We start from the raw sequence: 16,074 nt of genomic DNA, 5'->3' as shown, positions 1-16,074 counted from the left end.
TGACAACTCTTACGCCGTAAGTGAACCATAGTCCACGGCAACGAACTCTTACGACGTAAGAGTTATCGGAAAGGGAGAAACCACATGACCACCACCACCGTCGCCGACAACAAGACCGTCATCACCGCGTTCATCGACGCGCTCAACCACGGCCTCGAGGGTGGGACCGAGTGGGTCCGTTACCTGTCCCCGCAGGTGATCGACCACAACAAGGTGATCTTCGGGGAGGAGGACGCACCGGGCGCCGCCATCGAGGGTTTCCGCCGGCAGCTCGCGGCCTTCAGTGCGACCGACGAGCAGGAGAGCGGAATCCTGGTGCAGGAGTTGATCGGTGAGGACGATCGAATCGTGGCGCGGCTGCGGGTGATCGGCCGCCACACCGGCGCGCATGCCCGGATGCCGGAGCCGACCGGACGCACCTGCGACGTCGAGCAGATCTGGATCTTCACCCTGACCGACTCGCGCATCAGCGAGATCCGCGCGGTCAGCGACCGGCTGGGCATGTTTCTTCAGCTGGGCTGGGACTGGCCGGCCGTCGACTGAGCGCCGATGGCCGGACGTCGCGGGCCCGGGGCCGCCAGGACCGGAAAATCCTGGCGGCCTTCACACCTGGCCGACCGCTACGCCGTAGTCGTGGTCTGCGGCGGGAAGGTGTACGAGGAACCGGTGCCCAGCGCCTTGGCCAACAGTTCGAAGAGGTTGTTCACAGCACTGCCGCTGAACATGGCGCGCCTCCTAGCCGTGAGTGACCGAGGTCGACGAGCCCGAGGTCACCAGGTGGGCGAAGGCCAGGAGGAGGTCGGTGAAGCCGCTGCCGGTGTAGATAGGCATGGAAATCCTTTCAGAGTGTTCAGTGTTCGACGCGAATTACTTCGCGTTGCGGCGCTTGGCCTTCGGGCCCTTGGGGTTGTAGCTCGCGGTGGAACCGGCGCCGAGGAACTGCAGCACCTGGGTCATCAGGGCGCCGATGTCGACGGTGGTTCCGCCACCAGTGGGGGGAGGAGTGGTGGTCATGGTGTTTCCCTTCTTTCACGACGCGGACAGACCCCCTCGATTTGTGGTTTCTTCTCGGGACCGCCGCACGGGGCCGATGTGACCCCGGGTATTGGATGCGGAACTGGTGTGCCGCAGGTCTATTCGGGATCGGCCGCCATCGCCTGGATCAGCGACGCCGGCCGCATATCGGTCCAGTGCGCTTCGACGTAGTCCAGGCAGCTCTGCCGGCGGGCCGGACCGTGCGCGACGGTCCAGCCACCGGGGACGGCAGCGAACACCGGCCACAGCGAATGCTGGGCCTCCTCGTTGACAAGTACGTAGAACTGCGCGTTTTCGTCATCGAAGGGATTGCTCATGCGGATTGCCTTCCTGAGTCCGGGGAGTGCGGGCGTTCAGCACGCGGGCGATGTGGGGGAGCGCGTCGGGCGAGGTCATCCGCCAGTGAGTGGCCGGGACAGCGTGGTTCTCCAGCACGCCGTCGATGGCGTCGGTCCAGCTGGAGATGCCCCAGCTGCCGCTCGGATCGTCCAGGGCCGCATGGAAATACACCAGGTCGCCCTCGAAGCGGCGGGGCCGGTAGGCGCCGATCAGCGGGAAGGCCGCGAGCGCGCTGTCCACGATCCGTGCGATCCGGTCCGCGCCGACCTCCGATGCGGCGTCGACCAGTCCCGGCACCTCGCCGAGCAGTTCCGCCACCGGGACGGCGGACTCGGGATCGACGTCGCTCTCGAGCGAGCTGTCCAGCATGGCCAGGACCGCGACCTCCTGCCCCTCGTCCTGGAGCTGCACCGCCATGGCGTGGGCGAGCACACCGCCGAGCGACCAGCCGAGCAGGTGGTACGGCCCTTCGGGCTGCACGGCGCGGATCTCGCGCACGTAGCGCGCCGCCCACTCCTCGATCGAATCCGGCAGCGGCACATCGGCGGCCAGGGTCGGCGACTGCAGACCGTAGATCGGGCGGTCCTCCGCCAGGTAGGGCGCCAGACCGGCGAACGACCAGGAGATGCCGCCGACCGGGTGGACGCAGAACAGCGGTGCGCCCGTACCGGACGGCCGCAGCGGCAGCAGGACAGCGAACGCGGCCTCGGTGTCGACGCCGCCCGGAGCGCTCAGCGGCCCCGCGATCTCGGCGGGCGTCGGCGCGGCGAAGACCAGGACGACGGGAACCTGCTGGCCCAGCGCTTCACCGAGCCGCGTGGCCAGCCGGACCGCGAGCAGGGAATTGCCGCCCAGCTCGAAGAAGTTGTCGTCCAGGCCGACCCGGTCCACGCCCACGACCTCCGCGAACACCGCACACACGGCGGCCTCGACTTCGGTTGCGGGAGCCCGGTATTCGCGCGGGGCGAACTCCGGCGCCGGCAGCGCGGCACGATCGACCTTGCCATTGGCGTTGCGCGGCACGGCGTCCAGGCACAGGAGCGCCTCGGGCACCATGTAGCTGGGCAGCAGTCCGGCCAGCCGCGAACGCAGCTGCGCGGGGTCGGTGTCGGCGTCGAGGCTGAAGTATCCGACCAGCCGCGCCGCGTCGCCCGTGCCGTCGACCACGACGACCGCGTCGCTCACGCCGGGCTGCGCACGCAAGGCGTGCTCGATCTCGGCCAGCTCGATGCGGTAGCCGCGCACCTTCACCTGGAAGTCGCGGCGCTCCACGAATTCCAGGACGCCGGCATCGGCGGACCGCACCCAGCGCACCAGGTCGCCGGTGCGGTAGAGGCGCGAACCGGCCGGGCCGAACGGATCGGCCACGAACCGCTCCGCCGTCAGATCCGGACGGTCGTGGTAGCCGCGGGCCAGCTGCGCGCCGCCCAGGTACAGCTCGCCGGGGACACCGACCGGCACCGGTCGCAGCCGGTCGTCGAGCACGTACACCCGGTTGCCCGCCTCCGGGGTGCCGATCGGCACCACGGCCTGGCGCAGGTCGGCGTCGGTGCGGAATCGGGTGACCGATACCGCCGCCTCGGTCGGGCCGTACAGGTTGTCGATGCGCGCGGCGGTCGCCGACCTGGCGCGCCGGAGCGTCTCGGCGGGCAGCGCCTCGCCGATGACCAGCAGGCGGCGCAGTGACGCCGGCAGACCGTCCGCGCCGGCGACATCGGCCAGCATGGCCAGCAGCGAGGGCACCAGGGTCAGGGTGGTGACGGACTCCCGGCGGATCTGATCGAGCAGTCCTTCCGGGTCGTGTTGTGCGCCTTCGGGAGCCAGGACGATCCGTGATCCGGTGCGCAACGCCCACCAGAGTTCCCACACCGACAGGTCGAAGGCCGCGGAGGTCATCCACAGCACCGAATCTCCCTCGGCGAGCGCGTATTCCGACTGCATCCAGTCCAGCTGGTGCGCGACCGCCGCGTGCGGCACGGCCACACCCTTGGGCTTGCCGGTCGAACCCGACGTGAAGATCACGTAGGCCGGATCGGCGGGCGAGGACGGCGCGCGGCGCTCCTCGTCGCGAATCGCGGCGCCCGGCAGGGTCCGATCGCCGGCGATCGCGACGTCCAGCACGGTCGTGGCGGCCGGCAGGTCGTCCGTCAGCGTCATGGTCCGGGTGGAGCTGGTGAGCACCACGGCCGGCGCGGCCGTCTCGAGGACCATCGCGGTGCGCTCGATCGGGTGCGCGGGATCCAGCGGGACATAGGCACCGCCCGCCCGCACCACGGCGTACATGGCGATCAGCAGTTCGATACTGCGCGGAAGCGCCAGCGCCACCAGCGTTTCCGGGCCGACGCCCGCGCCGATGAGCACCCGGGCCAGCCGGTCGACCTGCTCGGCGAAGTCGCGGTAGCTCAGCGCCCGCCCGCCCTCGACGACCGCGAGGGCGAACGGAGTGCGTCGCACCTGAGCGTCGAACTCGTCGAGCAGCCCGCGCGCGGCGAAGCCGCTGTCGGCCGCGTTCCAGGACCGCAGCAGGCGTTCGCTTTCCCTGTCGCCCAGGATGTCCAGGTCGCCGATCGGACCGTGCGGATCGGCGATCACGCCCGCCAGCAACCGCTCCAGGCGCTCGGCGAATCCGGCGACGGTGACCTCGTCGAACAGTGCGGTCGCGTAGGTCATGGTCGCGGTCATCCCGGCCGGGGCGCCGTCGGCGTCGTAGCGGTCCATGACCACCAGGTGCAGGTCGAACTGCGAGACGTCGGTATCGAATTCAATGGCGCCGACCCGCAGCCCGTCCAGATCGAAGGCCGCCCGGTCCTGGTTGTGGAAGGAGAAGCCGACCTGCACCAGCGGGTGACGCGCGGTCGAACGCTCCGGATTGAGCACCTCGACCAGCCGCTCGAAGGGCACGTCCACGTGATCGAAGGCCGCGACGTCGCGGGCCCGGACCCGCCGCAGCAGGTCGGTGAAGCCCTCGGCCGGGGCGACCTCGGTGCGCAGCACCAGGGTATTGACGAACATGCCGACCAGATCGTCCAGCGCCGCGTCACCGCGCCCGGCGACCGGGGTGCCGACCGCGATATCGGTCGAGCCGGTCAGCCGGGACAGCAGGGCCGCGAAGGCCGCGTGCACGGTCATGAACAGGGTCGCACCACTGGATCGGCCCAATTCGGCCAGGGCCGTGTGGGTCTCGGCGTCGATGGCGAAATCGACGCGGCGGCCGTCGGTGTCCAGCACCACCGGCCGCGGGCGGTCGGCGGGCAGGGTGAGCAGCGGGGGCAGTCCGGCCAGGGTCTCGGTCCAGAAGCTCAGCTGCCGGGAGACCAGCGAGGCGGGATCGTCCTCGGAGCCGAGCAGCTCGCGTTGCCAGACCGCGTAATCCGCGTACTGGACCGGCAGCGGCGTCCATGCCGGAGCAACGCCCGACTTGCGCGCCGCGTAGGCCGTCATCACATCGCGAGCCAGCGGCACCAGCGAGCTGCCGTCGCCCGCGATGTGGTGCATGACGACCACGAAGACGTGGTCCTCGGGGGCCAGCTGGAACACCGCCGCCCGCAGCGGCACGGCCGCGGTGACGTCGAAGCCCTGGCCGATCACCTCGAGGACGGCCGCCATGACCGTTTCCTCGGTCACCGGAATCGGCTCCAGCGCAGGCAGATCCGTGGCCGCGGTGGCAGGCAGCACCACCTGCACCGGACCCGACTCGGTTTCCGGGTAGACGGTGCGCAGCACCTCGTGCCGGACCACCACGTCGGCGATCGCGGCCGTCAGCGCCGCCGTGTCCAGCGGTCCGGTCAGGCGGATGGGGAGCGGGATGTTGTAGGCGGTGGAGTCCGGATCCAGGCGGTTCAGGAACCACATGCGCTGCTGTGCAAGGGAAACCGGGACCGGGCCGGTCACGGTCCGGGGCAGTAGCGGCGGGCGGGCCGGGGCGTCCGAGTCGATCGCGAGCACCGCGGCGGCCAGCGCCTCCACGGTCGAATGCTCGAACACCGCCCGTACCGGCACCGGCACGGCGAACGCGGCGCTCAGGCGCGCGGCCAGCTGCGTCGCGGTGAGCGAGTTTCCGCCGAGCGCGAAGAAGTCGTCGGCGAGGCCGACCCGCTCCGCGTCCACGGTGCCGAGCACGGCGGCGACCACCCCGGCGACCGTGCGCTCGGCGTCGGTGCGCGGGGCCCGGAATTCGACGGTTCGGAAGACGGGCTCCGGCAGGGCCTTACGATCCAGCTTGCCGACGGGGGTGAGCGGGACGGCGTCGAGCACCATGATCGATGCGGGCACCATGTACGCGGCCAGCGAGCGGCCCGCGTGGGCGACCAGCTCGTCCACGTCGATGGCGTGACCGGGCGCGGCCACCACGTACGACACCAGCGCGGCCGCGCCCGCGGCGTCGGTGCGGCCGAGGGTGACCGCGAATTCGACCGCCTCGTGGGCGGTCAGGGCCGCGTCGATCTCGCCGAGCTCGATGCGCAGGCCGCGCACCTTCACCTGATGGTCGGCGCGGCCGACGTATTCGAGCCCGCGCCGGCCGTCCGCCCGGGCTGTCCAGCGCACCAGGTCACCGGTGCGATAGAGCCGCTCGCCCGGCGCGCCGTACGGGTCGGCCACGAAGCGTTCGGCCGAGAGTCCCGGCCGCGCATGGTATCCGCGCGCCACGCCCGGGCCGTTCAGGTACAGCTCACCGGTCACGCCGACCGGGACCGGCCGCAGCCGGGAGTCGAGCACGACCGCGGCCATGCCTGCGGTGAGGGCGCCCAGTTCCACCGGCTCGCCCGGCAGCATCGGCGCGCCGATATTGGAGGTGATGGTGGTCTCGGTCGGACCGTAGCCGTTGTGCACGGCACGGGTGCCGGTGGACCAGCGGGTCACCATCTCCGGGCCGAAAGCCTCACCGCCGATGGCCAATTCGCGGAAGTCCGGCAGTCGCGCCGGATCCAGCGTCTGCAGTACGGACGGCGTGATGAAGGCGTGGGTGACGCCCTCGGCGGCCATCAGGTCGGTGAGCTCCGTGCCGCCGTACACCTCGGCGGGGGCGATCACCAGGCGCGCGCCGACCGGCGTGGCCATGAGGATCTCCAGCTGGTAGGCGTCGAAACTCGGCGAGGACACCTGCAGGACGCGGGAGTCGGCGGCGATCCGGTACCGCTCCCGCTGCGAGCTCGCGACACCCGCCACACCGCCGTGGGTGGCGACGACGCCCTTGGGCAGGCCCGTGGAACCGGAGGTGTAGACCATCCAGGCCGGGTTGGAAACTCGTGCCGGCCGGCGCAGTTCGCCCGGTGCGATCGGGGTCGTGTCGCGTTCCCGTGTGGCCGTGACGAATTCGGCGTCATCGATGACCAGCCACTCGGCCGCGCCGGGCAGCCGGTCTCGGCTCGCGGCGACGGTCAACCCGAAGGTCGCGCCCGAGTCGGTCAGCATGTGCTCGATGCGGTCGGCCGGGTAGTTCGGGTCGACCGGGACGAAGGCGGCACCGGTCTTGGCGACCGCCCACACCGCCAGCAGGGTGATGTCCGAGCGCGGAATAGCGAGGGCGACATAGTCTTCCGCACCGATGCCGCGGTCGATGAGCACCCGGGCCAGGCGCGAGGACTCGGCGTCCAGCTCGCGGTAGGTGAGCTCCCGGTCCCGGTACCGCGCGGCGATGTTGTCCGGGTAGGTCGCGGCGGCCTCGGCGAGGTAGTCACCGAGCGAGCGCGGCGCGACCGGCTGGGTGACGGACCGATCCAGCAGTCCCGCGCGTTCCGACGGGGACATCAGGTCGATCTCGCCGACCGGGACGGTGGCGTCGACCGCGATCGCGCCGAGCACGCGGCCCAGGCGGCGCAGCAGACCGGCCGCGGTGGCCTCGTCGAAAAGGTCGGTGGCGTAGTTCAATTCGATGGCCAGGTGGCCGTCGACATCGGGTTCGTCGGAGACCGTGAACTGCAGATCGAACCGGGCGACCCGGTGTTCGAAGTCGACCGGCTCCAGCACCAGGCCGGGCACCGCGTAGGTCTGCGCGCCCAGGTTCATGTAGCTCAGGACCACGGTGAACAGCGGGTTGCGGGCCTGCGTGCGGGGCACGCCGAGGGCCTCGACCACCTGGTCGAACGGCACCGTCGCATGGTCGAAGGCGGCCAGATCGACCTCGCGGGTCTGGTCCAGCAGCGCGTCGAACCCGAGGCCGGGTTCCGGGCGGGTGCGCAGCGCCAGGGTGTTGACGAACATGCCGACCAGGTCGTCGAGGGCGGCATTGCCGCGGCCCTCGAGCGGGGTGCCGATGGTGATGTCGGCGGATCCCGACATCTGGGCCAGCAGCACCGCGAGCGCGGCGTGCCACACCATGAACGGGGTGACGTTGTGCTCCTCCGCGATTCGCTTGATCGCGGCGGCCAGGCCACCGTCCAGCCGCGCCTGCACCCGGGCGCCGCGCCCGGAGGCCACGGCCGGCCGCGGCCGGTCGGTCGGCAGCGGCAGTTCCTCGGGCAGATCGGCCAGCGCCTCGGTCCAGTACGCCAGCTCGCGCGGGCCGGACTGTTCCAGGGCGGCCCGCTGCCAGAGCGCGTAATCGGCGTACTGCACCGGCAGTTCCGTCCACACCGGGGCCTGGCCCGCGGCGCGGGACAGGTAGGCGGTGATGGTGTCGCGCAGCAGCGGATCCTCCGACCGGCCATCGCCGGCGATGTGGTGCAGCACCACCACCAGCACGTGGCTGTGCTCGGATTCGCGAATGAGCGCGGCGCGCACCGGCACCGTGGTCGTGACGTCGAAGCCGCGCGCCACGAAGCTCTCGATCCAGGTGAGGTCGGCCGCGTCGGCGCCGGTCCGCATCTCCAGGGTCGGGAGCGCGCTGTCGACGGGCAGGACCAACTGGTAGCCGACCCCGTCCGCGTCGGCCGGGTAGATGGTGCGCAGCGTCTCGTGGCGGCCGATCACGTCGGCGAAAGCGGCGCTCAGCACGCCGGTGTCGATCTCGCCGGTGACGCGGACGGCCGCGGGCACGTTGTAGGCCGCGGATTCCGGGTCCAGGCGGTTGAGCAGCCACATCCGGGTCTGGGCCAGCGACAGCGGGATTCGCTCCGGTCGCGGCATGCGCCGCAGCGGCAGGCGCTGCCCGCCACCGCGAATGCGGGCCCCCAGCTCGGCCACGGTCGGCGCCTCGAACAGCTGACGCACGCTCAGCTCCGCGCCCAGGGCGGCATTGGCGCGCGCCACCAGGCGCATGGCCAGCAGGGAGTTGCCGCCGCGCGCGAAGAAGTCGTCGTCGGCGCCGATGGTGACGCCGCCGAGCAGATCGCCGATCAGGGCGGCCAGTGTGGCCTCGGTGCCCGGTGCGGGCGCGCGGTAGGCGACGGTCGCGGCGGTGAATTCGACCGGGGGCAGGGCATTCCGGTCCAGCTTGCCGACACTGGTGAGCGGCATCTCCGCCAGCACCGCCAGGTGGGCGGGCAGCATGTAGGACGGCAGCTGGGTGCGAGCGTGCTCGAGCACGGTCTCGGCGTCGAGCCCGGTGCCGGACACGTAGCCGACCAGGCAGTCGGTCCCGGCGGTGTCGCGGGCCAGCAGCACGACCGCGTGCGCGACGCCGGGCGCGGACAGCAGGGCCGCCTCGATCTCGCCCAGTTCGATGCGCTGGCCGCGCAGCTTCACCTGGAAGTCGTTGCGGCCCACGTACACCAGGTCACCGGTGCGGTTCCAGCGCACCAGATCGCCGGTGCGGTACATGCGCGCGCCGGGCACCCCGAACGGGTCGGCCACGAACCGGTCGGCGGTGAGCCCGCCCCGCCCCTGGTAGCCGCGGGCCAGCTGTGCACCGGCCAGATACAGTTCACCGATGACGCCGGTGGGCACCGGGCGCAGGTGCGCGTCGAGTACGTAAGCGCGGGTGTTCCAGTTCGGGCGGCCGATGGCGACCTCGAAATCCGGGTCGGCGTCGGAGAATTCGTGGTAGATGGTCGAGATCGCGGCCTCGGTCGGACCGTAGGCGTTGTGCACCGAGCCGCTCACCAGCTCGCGCAGCCGGCCGAGCAGTTCGACGGGCAGCGCCTCGCCACCGGTGTGCAGGTGCCGGAACGAGCGCAGCGCGTCGCCGTGGCCCTCGGCGACCAGGGCCGCCAGCACCGACGGCACGTGTTCGGCGATGGTGACGCCGAACTCGCGCATCAGCCCGGCCAGGTAGTCGAGGTCCTGGTGCCCGCCGGGACGCGGAATCACCAGGGGCGCACCGACCATGGCGGGCAGGAAGCACTCCCACACCGAGACGTCGAAGGCCAGCGGGGCGCGCTGCATGATGCGGTCGGCGCGGGTGACGCCGTAGCGGTCCTCGAGCCAGCGCAGCTGGTTCATGATGGCGCGGTGGCTGGTCGCCACGCCCTTGGGCAGGCCGGTGGAGCCGGAGGTGTAGAGGACGTAGGCGAGGTTATCCGGCCGCAGCGCGCCCCGCCGGTCGGCATCGGTGATCGGCTGGTCCGAAATACCGTCCAGGGCACCGGATTCCGTCAGCCCCGCGACGTCGAGCACACGCACGCCGTCGAGTGCTGGCAGTTCCGCGCCGCCGACGGTGAGCACCAGGGTGGCGGCCGAGGTGCCGAGGACGTGCGCGATGCGGTCGGCCGGATGCGACGGATCGACCGGCACGTAGGCGGCGCCGGCGGCCACGACGGCGTACAGCGCCACCACCATGTCGATCGAGCGCTGCGCGGTGACGCCGACGATGGCGTCCGGGCCGACACCCTCCGAGATCAGCAGGCGGCCCAGGCGATTCACGCGTCGCGCCAGGTCGGCATAGGCGATCCGATCGCCCTCGAAGACGAGCGCGTCCGCGTCGGGGTCCTGCGCGGCGCGGGCGTCCAGCAGCTCGGCCAGGGTCTCGGCGGGCAGCACCCGGGTGGTGGCATTGCGATCCACCAGCAGCACACCGCGTTCGGCGCGCGCCATGATCTCCACGTCCCCGGCGGTGGTGCGCGGGTCGGCGAGCAGGGCGCGCAGCACCCGCTCGTAGGTGTCCTGGAACGCGCCGATGGTCGCGGCGTCGAACAGGTCGGTGGCGTAGGTGATGTAGACCTCGATGCCGGCGGGCGCGCCCTCGGCGTCGGTGGTCTCGGCCATGGTCCAGTCCAGGTCGAACTGGGCGGCGGTGACGTCGACGGTGAGCGCCTCGATGGCCAGGCGGTTGAGCCGGATGCTGGGCCGGATGTGGTTCTGCAGGGTCAGCGTGACCTGGCACAGCGGCGAATGCGCCTGGGAGCGCACCGGATTCACGGCGTCGACCAGCATTTCGAAGGGCACCACGGCGTGTTCGAAGGCGGCCAGGTCGGTGTCGCGGACCTGGGTGAGCAGCTCGGACAGCGACGCGTCCGGGCGCACCTCGGTGCGCAGTACCAGGGTGTTGACGAACATGCCGACCAGATCGTCGAGGGCCTCGTCACCGCGTCCGGCCACCGGGGTGCCGATGACGATGTCCCCGGTGCCGGAGAGCCGGGCCAGCGTGACCGCCAGCGCGGTGTGCAGCACCATGAACGGCGTCACCCGGCGGGTGGCCGCGAAATCCAGGACGGCCGCGTGCAATTCGGCGTCGAAGCGGCCGCCGAAGCCCGCGCCGCGGCCGCTGGCGACCGCCGGGCGGGGGCGGTCGGTGGGCAAGGCCAGCACGTCGGGTACCCCGTGCAGGCGCCGGGTCCAGTGCGAAAGCTGACGTGCCAGGACCGAGTCGGCATCGTCGGGGCTGCCCAGGGCGGCGCGCTGCCACAGCGCGAAATCGGCGTACTGCAACGGCAGCGGCGCGAGATTGGGGATCTCCCCCGCGCAGCGGGCCACGTAGGCGCTGGCGATGTCGCGGGTGAGCGGGCCGAAGGACCAGCCGTCGGCGGCGATGTGGTGCACCACCATGACCAGCAGGTAGGCGCCGGGTTCGTCGGTGAGCTCGAGCAGGCGGATGCGGAAGGGCACCTCGGCGGTCACGTCGAAGGCGGTGCGCGCCACCGCTTCCACCAGGCCGGGCAGCTCGTCGGCCGAGACCGGCTCGGGCACCAGATCGATCAGGCGGGTGCCGGCGGGCAGGACCAGCTGGCTGGCCTCGCCGTCGTGCTCGGGATAGATGGTGCGCAGGGTCTCGTGCCGGTCCACCACATCGGCCACCGCGGCCTGCAGGGCCTCGAGGTTCAGGGAGCCGGTGAGCCGCAGCGCGAACGGAATGGTGTAGCCGTCGCGGATGTCGAAGCGGTTGAGGAACCACATGCGCTGCTGCGCGATGGACAGCGGGATGCGGTCGCCACGCTGCTGCACCGAGACCGGCGGCAGCTCGACCACGGTTTCGGCGTCGGCCGCGGAGATCCGGGCCGCCAGCCCGGCGACCGTGGCGTCCTCGAAGACCGCGCGCAATGGAATCCGCACGCCCGCGGCCTTGCCCAGGCGCGCCACCAGCTGGGTGGCGATGAGCGAGTTGCCGCCCAGGGCGAAGAAGTCGTCGGCGGCGCCCGCCCGCTCGACCCCGAGCAGGGCGGCGAAGACCTCCGCGACGATCCGCTCCTCGGGGCCGGTGGGGGCGCGGAAGGCGGAGGCGGCGGCCGCGGGCGCGGGCAGGGCGGCGCGGTCGAGCTTGCCGGACGCATTGAGCGGGAGGGCGTCCAGCGGCACATAGACGGCGGGCACCATGTAGGCCGGAAGACGCTGCGCGAGAACCGATTTCAGCTCGGAGGGCGAGAACTCCGCACCGGGGGCGGGCACCAGGTAGGCGACCAGCTGCGGCTCAGCGCCGGCGCGGCCGGAACCGCGCACCACGACCGCGGCCTGGGCGATCGACGCCGATTCGACCAGGGCGGATTCGATCTCGCCGAGCTCGATGCGCAGACCGCGCAACTTCACCTGGAAGTCGGTGCGGCCCAGGTATTCCAGTTCGCCGTGGTCGAGCCACTTCACCAGGTCGCCGGTGCGGTACATGCGTTCGGAGACACCGAAGGGGTTGGCCACGAAGCGATCCGAGGTGAGGCCCGGGCGTGCCACGTAGCCGGTGGCGAGCTGATCGCCCGCGAGGTAGAGCTCACCGGCGATACCCGCCGGCACCGGCCGCAGCCGCGAATCCAGCACGTACACCTGGGTGTTGAACACCGGACGGCCGATCGGCACCGAGTCCACGTCGGCATCGGTGACCTGGTGGTAGGTGACATCGACGGCGGCCTCGGTCGGGCCGTAGAGGTTGTGCAGCTCGGCACCGGTCAGCTCACGCAGTCGATGCGCGGACTTCGGCTCCAGGGCCTCGCCGGAGGCGAACACTGTGTTTAATTTGCCTCCGCTGTTTGATTTGCCTCCGCTGCGCTCCGGCGGGTTCGCGACTGTGTTTGATTTGCCTCCGCTGCGCTCCGGCGGGTTCGCGGCGCTGGAGGTCTCGATTCTTCCTTCCTCCGCTCCTCCGCTTCGCTCCCCCGCTCCGTCAGTCCAGAATCGAGACGCGCCGCGAACCAACGGGGTTTCGCCGGCGCGAAGGGCGGTCTCCAGTTCGGCCACGAAGACGGCCAGCATGGACGGCACGAAGTGGGCGACGGTCACACCGGCGCGGGCGATGATGTCGGCCAAGTACTTCGGATCGCGGTGGCCATCGGGCGCGGCCACCACCAGCTTGGCGCCGATCAGCAGCGGCCAGAAGAACTCCCACACCGACACGTCGAAGGTGGCCGGGGTCTTCTGCAGCACCACGTCGTCGGCGGTCAGGCCGTACTCGGCCTGCATCCACACCAGGCGGTTGACGATGGCCGAGTGCGGCACCGCCACGCCCTTCGGGCGGCCGGTCGAACCGGAGGTGAAGATGACGTAGGCATTGTTCGAAGCCCGCAGCGGCGCAGCGCGATCCGCGTCGGTGATCGGCTCGTCGGAGAACCCGGTCAGATCCAGCAGATCGATCCGCACCTGGGCGACATCCATCGCCAGGTCCTCGCCCGAGGTCAGCACGGTGACCGGATCGGCGGTGTCGAGGATGTATTCGATGCGCTCGGCCGGGTGGTCCGGGTCCAGCGGCACATACGCCGCGCCGGCGGCGGCCACCGCGTACATGCCGACCAGCAGGTCGAGGGAGCGCCGCATACCCAGGGCCACGAAGGAATCCGGGCCGACGCCCTCACCGATCAGCCAGCGCGCCAGCCGCCGTACACGCACGGCGAACTCGCTGTACGTCAGGCTCGACCCCTCGAAGGCGAGAGCGGTCGCGTCGGGAGTCCGCGCCACCTGGGTCTCGAACAGCGACACCAGCGTCGCGGCGTCGCCCGCGGGCAGGTCGAGCGCGGCGGCGGTGTCGTTCCATTCGTGCAGAATCCGGGTCCGCTCGGCGGCGTCGAGCAGGTCGATGTCCCCGACCCGCACGGTCGCGTCGGCGGCCACGGCCGCCAGCACCCGGCCCAGGCGCGCGGCGAGCGCGGCAGCGGTGGCGGCGTCGAAGAGCTCGGTCGCGTAGCGCAGGTTGCCGGTCAGCCCGGCGCGCTCCCCCAGCTCGCCGACCACCAGGTGCAGGTCGAATTTGACGGTGGGGTCGTCGATCTCGACCGGGGCCACGGTCAGGCCGGGCAGGGCGAAGGTCTGCGCGCCGCCCATGCGGGCCGCGTCGGTGAAGGTCAGCATCACCTGGGCCAGCGGCGGCGCGCCGGTGGTGCGGTCCACGGCCAGGGCGTCGACGATGCGCTCGAAGGGCAGTTCGGCGTGGGCGAAGGCGGCCAGGTCGGCGGTGCGCACCCGGCCCAGCAGGTCGGTGAAGGACAGGTCGGGCTCGACCTGGGTGCGCAGCACCAGGGTGTTGACGAACATGCCGATGAGGGCGTCGAGTTCGCGTTCGCCGCGGCCGCCGATCGGCGAGGCCACGGCCACGTCGGCGTTCCCGCTGCTGCGCGCCAGCAGGGCCGCGAAGGCGGCGTGCACGACCATGAACATGGTCACGCCGTGGGCCCGGGCCAGCTCCCGCAGTCCTGCCGCGACCGTCTCGTCCACCGAGAACGACACGGACGCACCGGTATTGGCGGGCGTCGCGGGACGGGGGCGGTCGGTCGGCAGCGCCAGCTGCGGGGGCAGGCCCGCCAGGGTCGCGCGCCAGAACTCGAGCTGCTGGTGCGCCACCGAGCCCGGTTCCCGGTCGTCGCCGAGCAATTCGTGCTGCCAGAGGCTGTAGTCCGCGTACTGCACCGCCAGCGGCTCCCAGCCGGGTTCGGTGTCGGCGAGGCGGGCGGTGTAGGCGCGCATGAGATCGGTGATCAGCGGCGCCAGCGAGAGGGCGTCGGCGGCGATATGGTGCACGACGACGGCCAGGACGTATTCCGGGGACCGGTCCTCGGTCTCCTCGTCGAGCACGAAAAGCCCGATGCGCGAGGGGAGTTCGCCGGTCACGTCGAATCCGGCCGAGGCGAAGGCGGCGAGCGCGCCGGTGATCTCCGAGGCGGCGACCGGCACCGGGCTCAGGCTCAGACCGATGTCCGCCACATCCAGAATGTGCTGGTAGGGGCCGGATTCCGAGTCCGGATAGGTGGTGCGGAGGGATTCGTGGCGGGCCAGCACATCCAGCGTCGCCTGTTCCAGCGCCGCGATGTTCAGCGCACCGCGCAGGCGCAGGACGATCGGCAGGTTGTAGACGCTGTGCTCGCTGTCCTCGGCCTCGATCCGGTTGAGGAACCACAGGCGCTGCTGGGCGGGCGAGAGCGGAATGCGGTCGGGGCGCGGGCGCGCGGCCAGCACCGGCCGGGCGGCGTCGGGGTTGGTGGCGACCAGCGCGGCCGCCATGCCCTCGACGGTGGAGGCCTCGAAGAGCAGGCGCACCGGCACCCGGGCGCCGAGCTCGGCGCCGATGCGGGAGGTCACCCGGGCGGCGTCGAGCGAGCTGCCGCCGAGGGCGAAGAAGTCGTCGTCCAGGCCGACCCGCTCGACTGTCAGCACCTCGGAGAACACGTCCGCCACCAGGCGCTGGGCGGCGTCGGCGGGCGCGCGGAAGCTCTTGGCGCGCAGCTCCGGAACGGGCAGCGCCTTGCGGTCCAGCTTGCCGCTGGAGTTGAGCGGCAGTTCGGGCAGCGCCATCAGGGCGGTCGGCACCATGTATGGCGGCAGCACCCGGGTCAGCCCGTCCCGCAGGGTCTCCGGGTCCAGGTCGATGCCGGGGGCCGCGACCACGTAGCCCGCCAGGTAGTCGCCGGAGTCGGCGGTGACGAGCCGCACCGCGGCCTGCGCCACCTCGGGCGCCAGCAGCAGGGCGCTCTCGATCTCGGCCAGTTCGATACGCTGGCCGCGGAACTTGATCTGGAAATCGAGACGCTCGAGGTAGACCAGCTCGCCGTCCTCGGTCCACTTCACCAGATCGCCGGTGCGGTACATACGCTCACCCAGCCGGCCGAAGGGGTTGGCCACGAAGCGATCCGAGGTCAGGTCGACCCGGCCGTGGTAGCCGCGGGCCAGCTGCACACCGGCCAGATAGAGTTCGCCCGGCACCCCGATGGCCACCGGGTGCAGGCGCGAATCCAGCACGAACACCTGGGAATTCCACTCCGGCTCACCGATCGGCACGGTGAGGGTGTCGGAGCTGTGCGCCTCGCGGAAGGTGATGGACACCGCGGCCTCGGTGGGGCCGTAGAGGTTGTGCACCCCGGCGTCGCTGACGGCCCAGAAGGCGGCGACGGTCTCCGGCGGCAGCGCCTCGCCGATGACGAAGACCTCACGCAGCGAATCGAGTTCGCCCGCCTCGGCATGCGCGGCGAACACCGCGAG

Annotated in this window: 4 protein-coding genes (1 of these 4 running past the window's edge); 1 reads left to right on the top strand and 3 read right to left on the bottom strand. The window is 71.5% G+C overall.

From position 1 onward, the window contains the following. Positions 1-84 precede the first annotated feature (84 nt). Positions 85-543 (top strand): ester cyclase, encoded by a 459-nt coding sequence (locus ACIRRA_RS25680; RefSeq protein WP_357007247.1) that lies wholly within the window; start codon positions 85-87, stop codon positions 541-543. A gap of 324 nt (positions 544-867) precedes the next feature. Here the strand turns inward: ACIRRA_RS25680 and ACIRRA_RS25675 are convergent, their stop codons facing one another. The 3 genes from ACIRRA_RS25675 to ACIRRA_RS25665 all read right to left on the bottom strand — a co-directional run. Next, positions 868-1,014 (bottom strand): hypothetical protein, encoded by a 147-nt coding sequence (locus tag ACIRRA_RS25675; protein ID WP_157184737.1) that lies wholly within the window; start codon positions 1,012-1,014, stop codon positions 868-870. 119 nt (positions 1,015-1,133) lie between these two features. Further along, entirely contained in the window at positions 1,134-1,352 is a 219-nt protein-coding gene (locus tag ACIRRA_RS25670; RefSeq protein WP_357007245.1) for an MbtH family protein, read from the bottom strand. Next, positions 1,333-16,074, bottom strand: the 3' portion of a protein-coding gene (locus ACIRRA_RS25665; protein ID WP_402772797.1) for a non-ribosomal peptide synthase/polyketide synthase. 4,353 nt of this gene lie beyond the right edge of the window; 14,742 of the gene's 19,095 nt are visible here — the last part of the coding sequence; its start codon lies beyond the right edge, outside the window; the stop codon is at positions 1,333-1,335. The genes ACIRRA_RS25670 and ACIRRA_RS25665 overlap by 20 nt, the downstream gene beginning before the upstream one ends.

The organism is Nocardia sp. NPDC101769, assembly GCF_044766925.1.
Lineage (GTDB): Bacteria > Actinomycetota > Actinomycetes > Mycobacteriales > Mycobacteriaceae > Nocardia.
This window is presented reverse-complemented; position numbering and strand designations above follow the sequence as displayed.

Bases quoted from the DNA above. Each gene is read 5' to 3' on its own strand.
- ACIRRA_RS25670 (WP_357007245.1), bottom strand. From the start codon at position 1,352: ATGAGCAATCCCTTCGATGACGAAAACGCGCAGTTCTACGTACTTGTC.
- ACIRRA_RS25680 (WP_357007247.1), top strand. From the start codon at position 85: ATGACCACCACCACCGTCGCCGACAACAAGACCGTCATCACCGCGTTC.
- ACIRRA_RS25675 (WP_157184737.1), bottom strand. From the start codon at position 1,014: ATGACCACCACTCCTCCCCCCACTGGTGGCGGAACCACCGTCGACATC.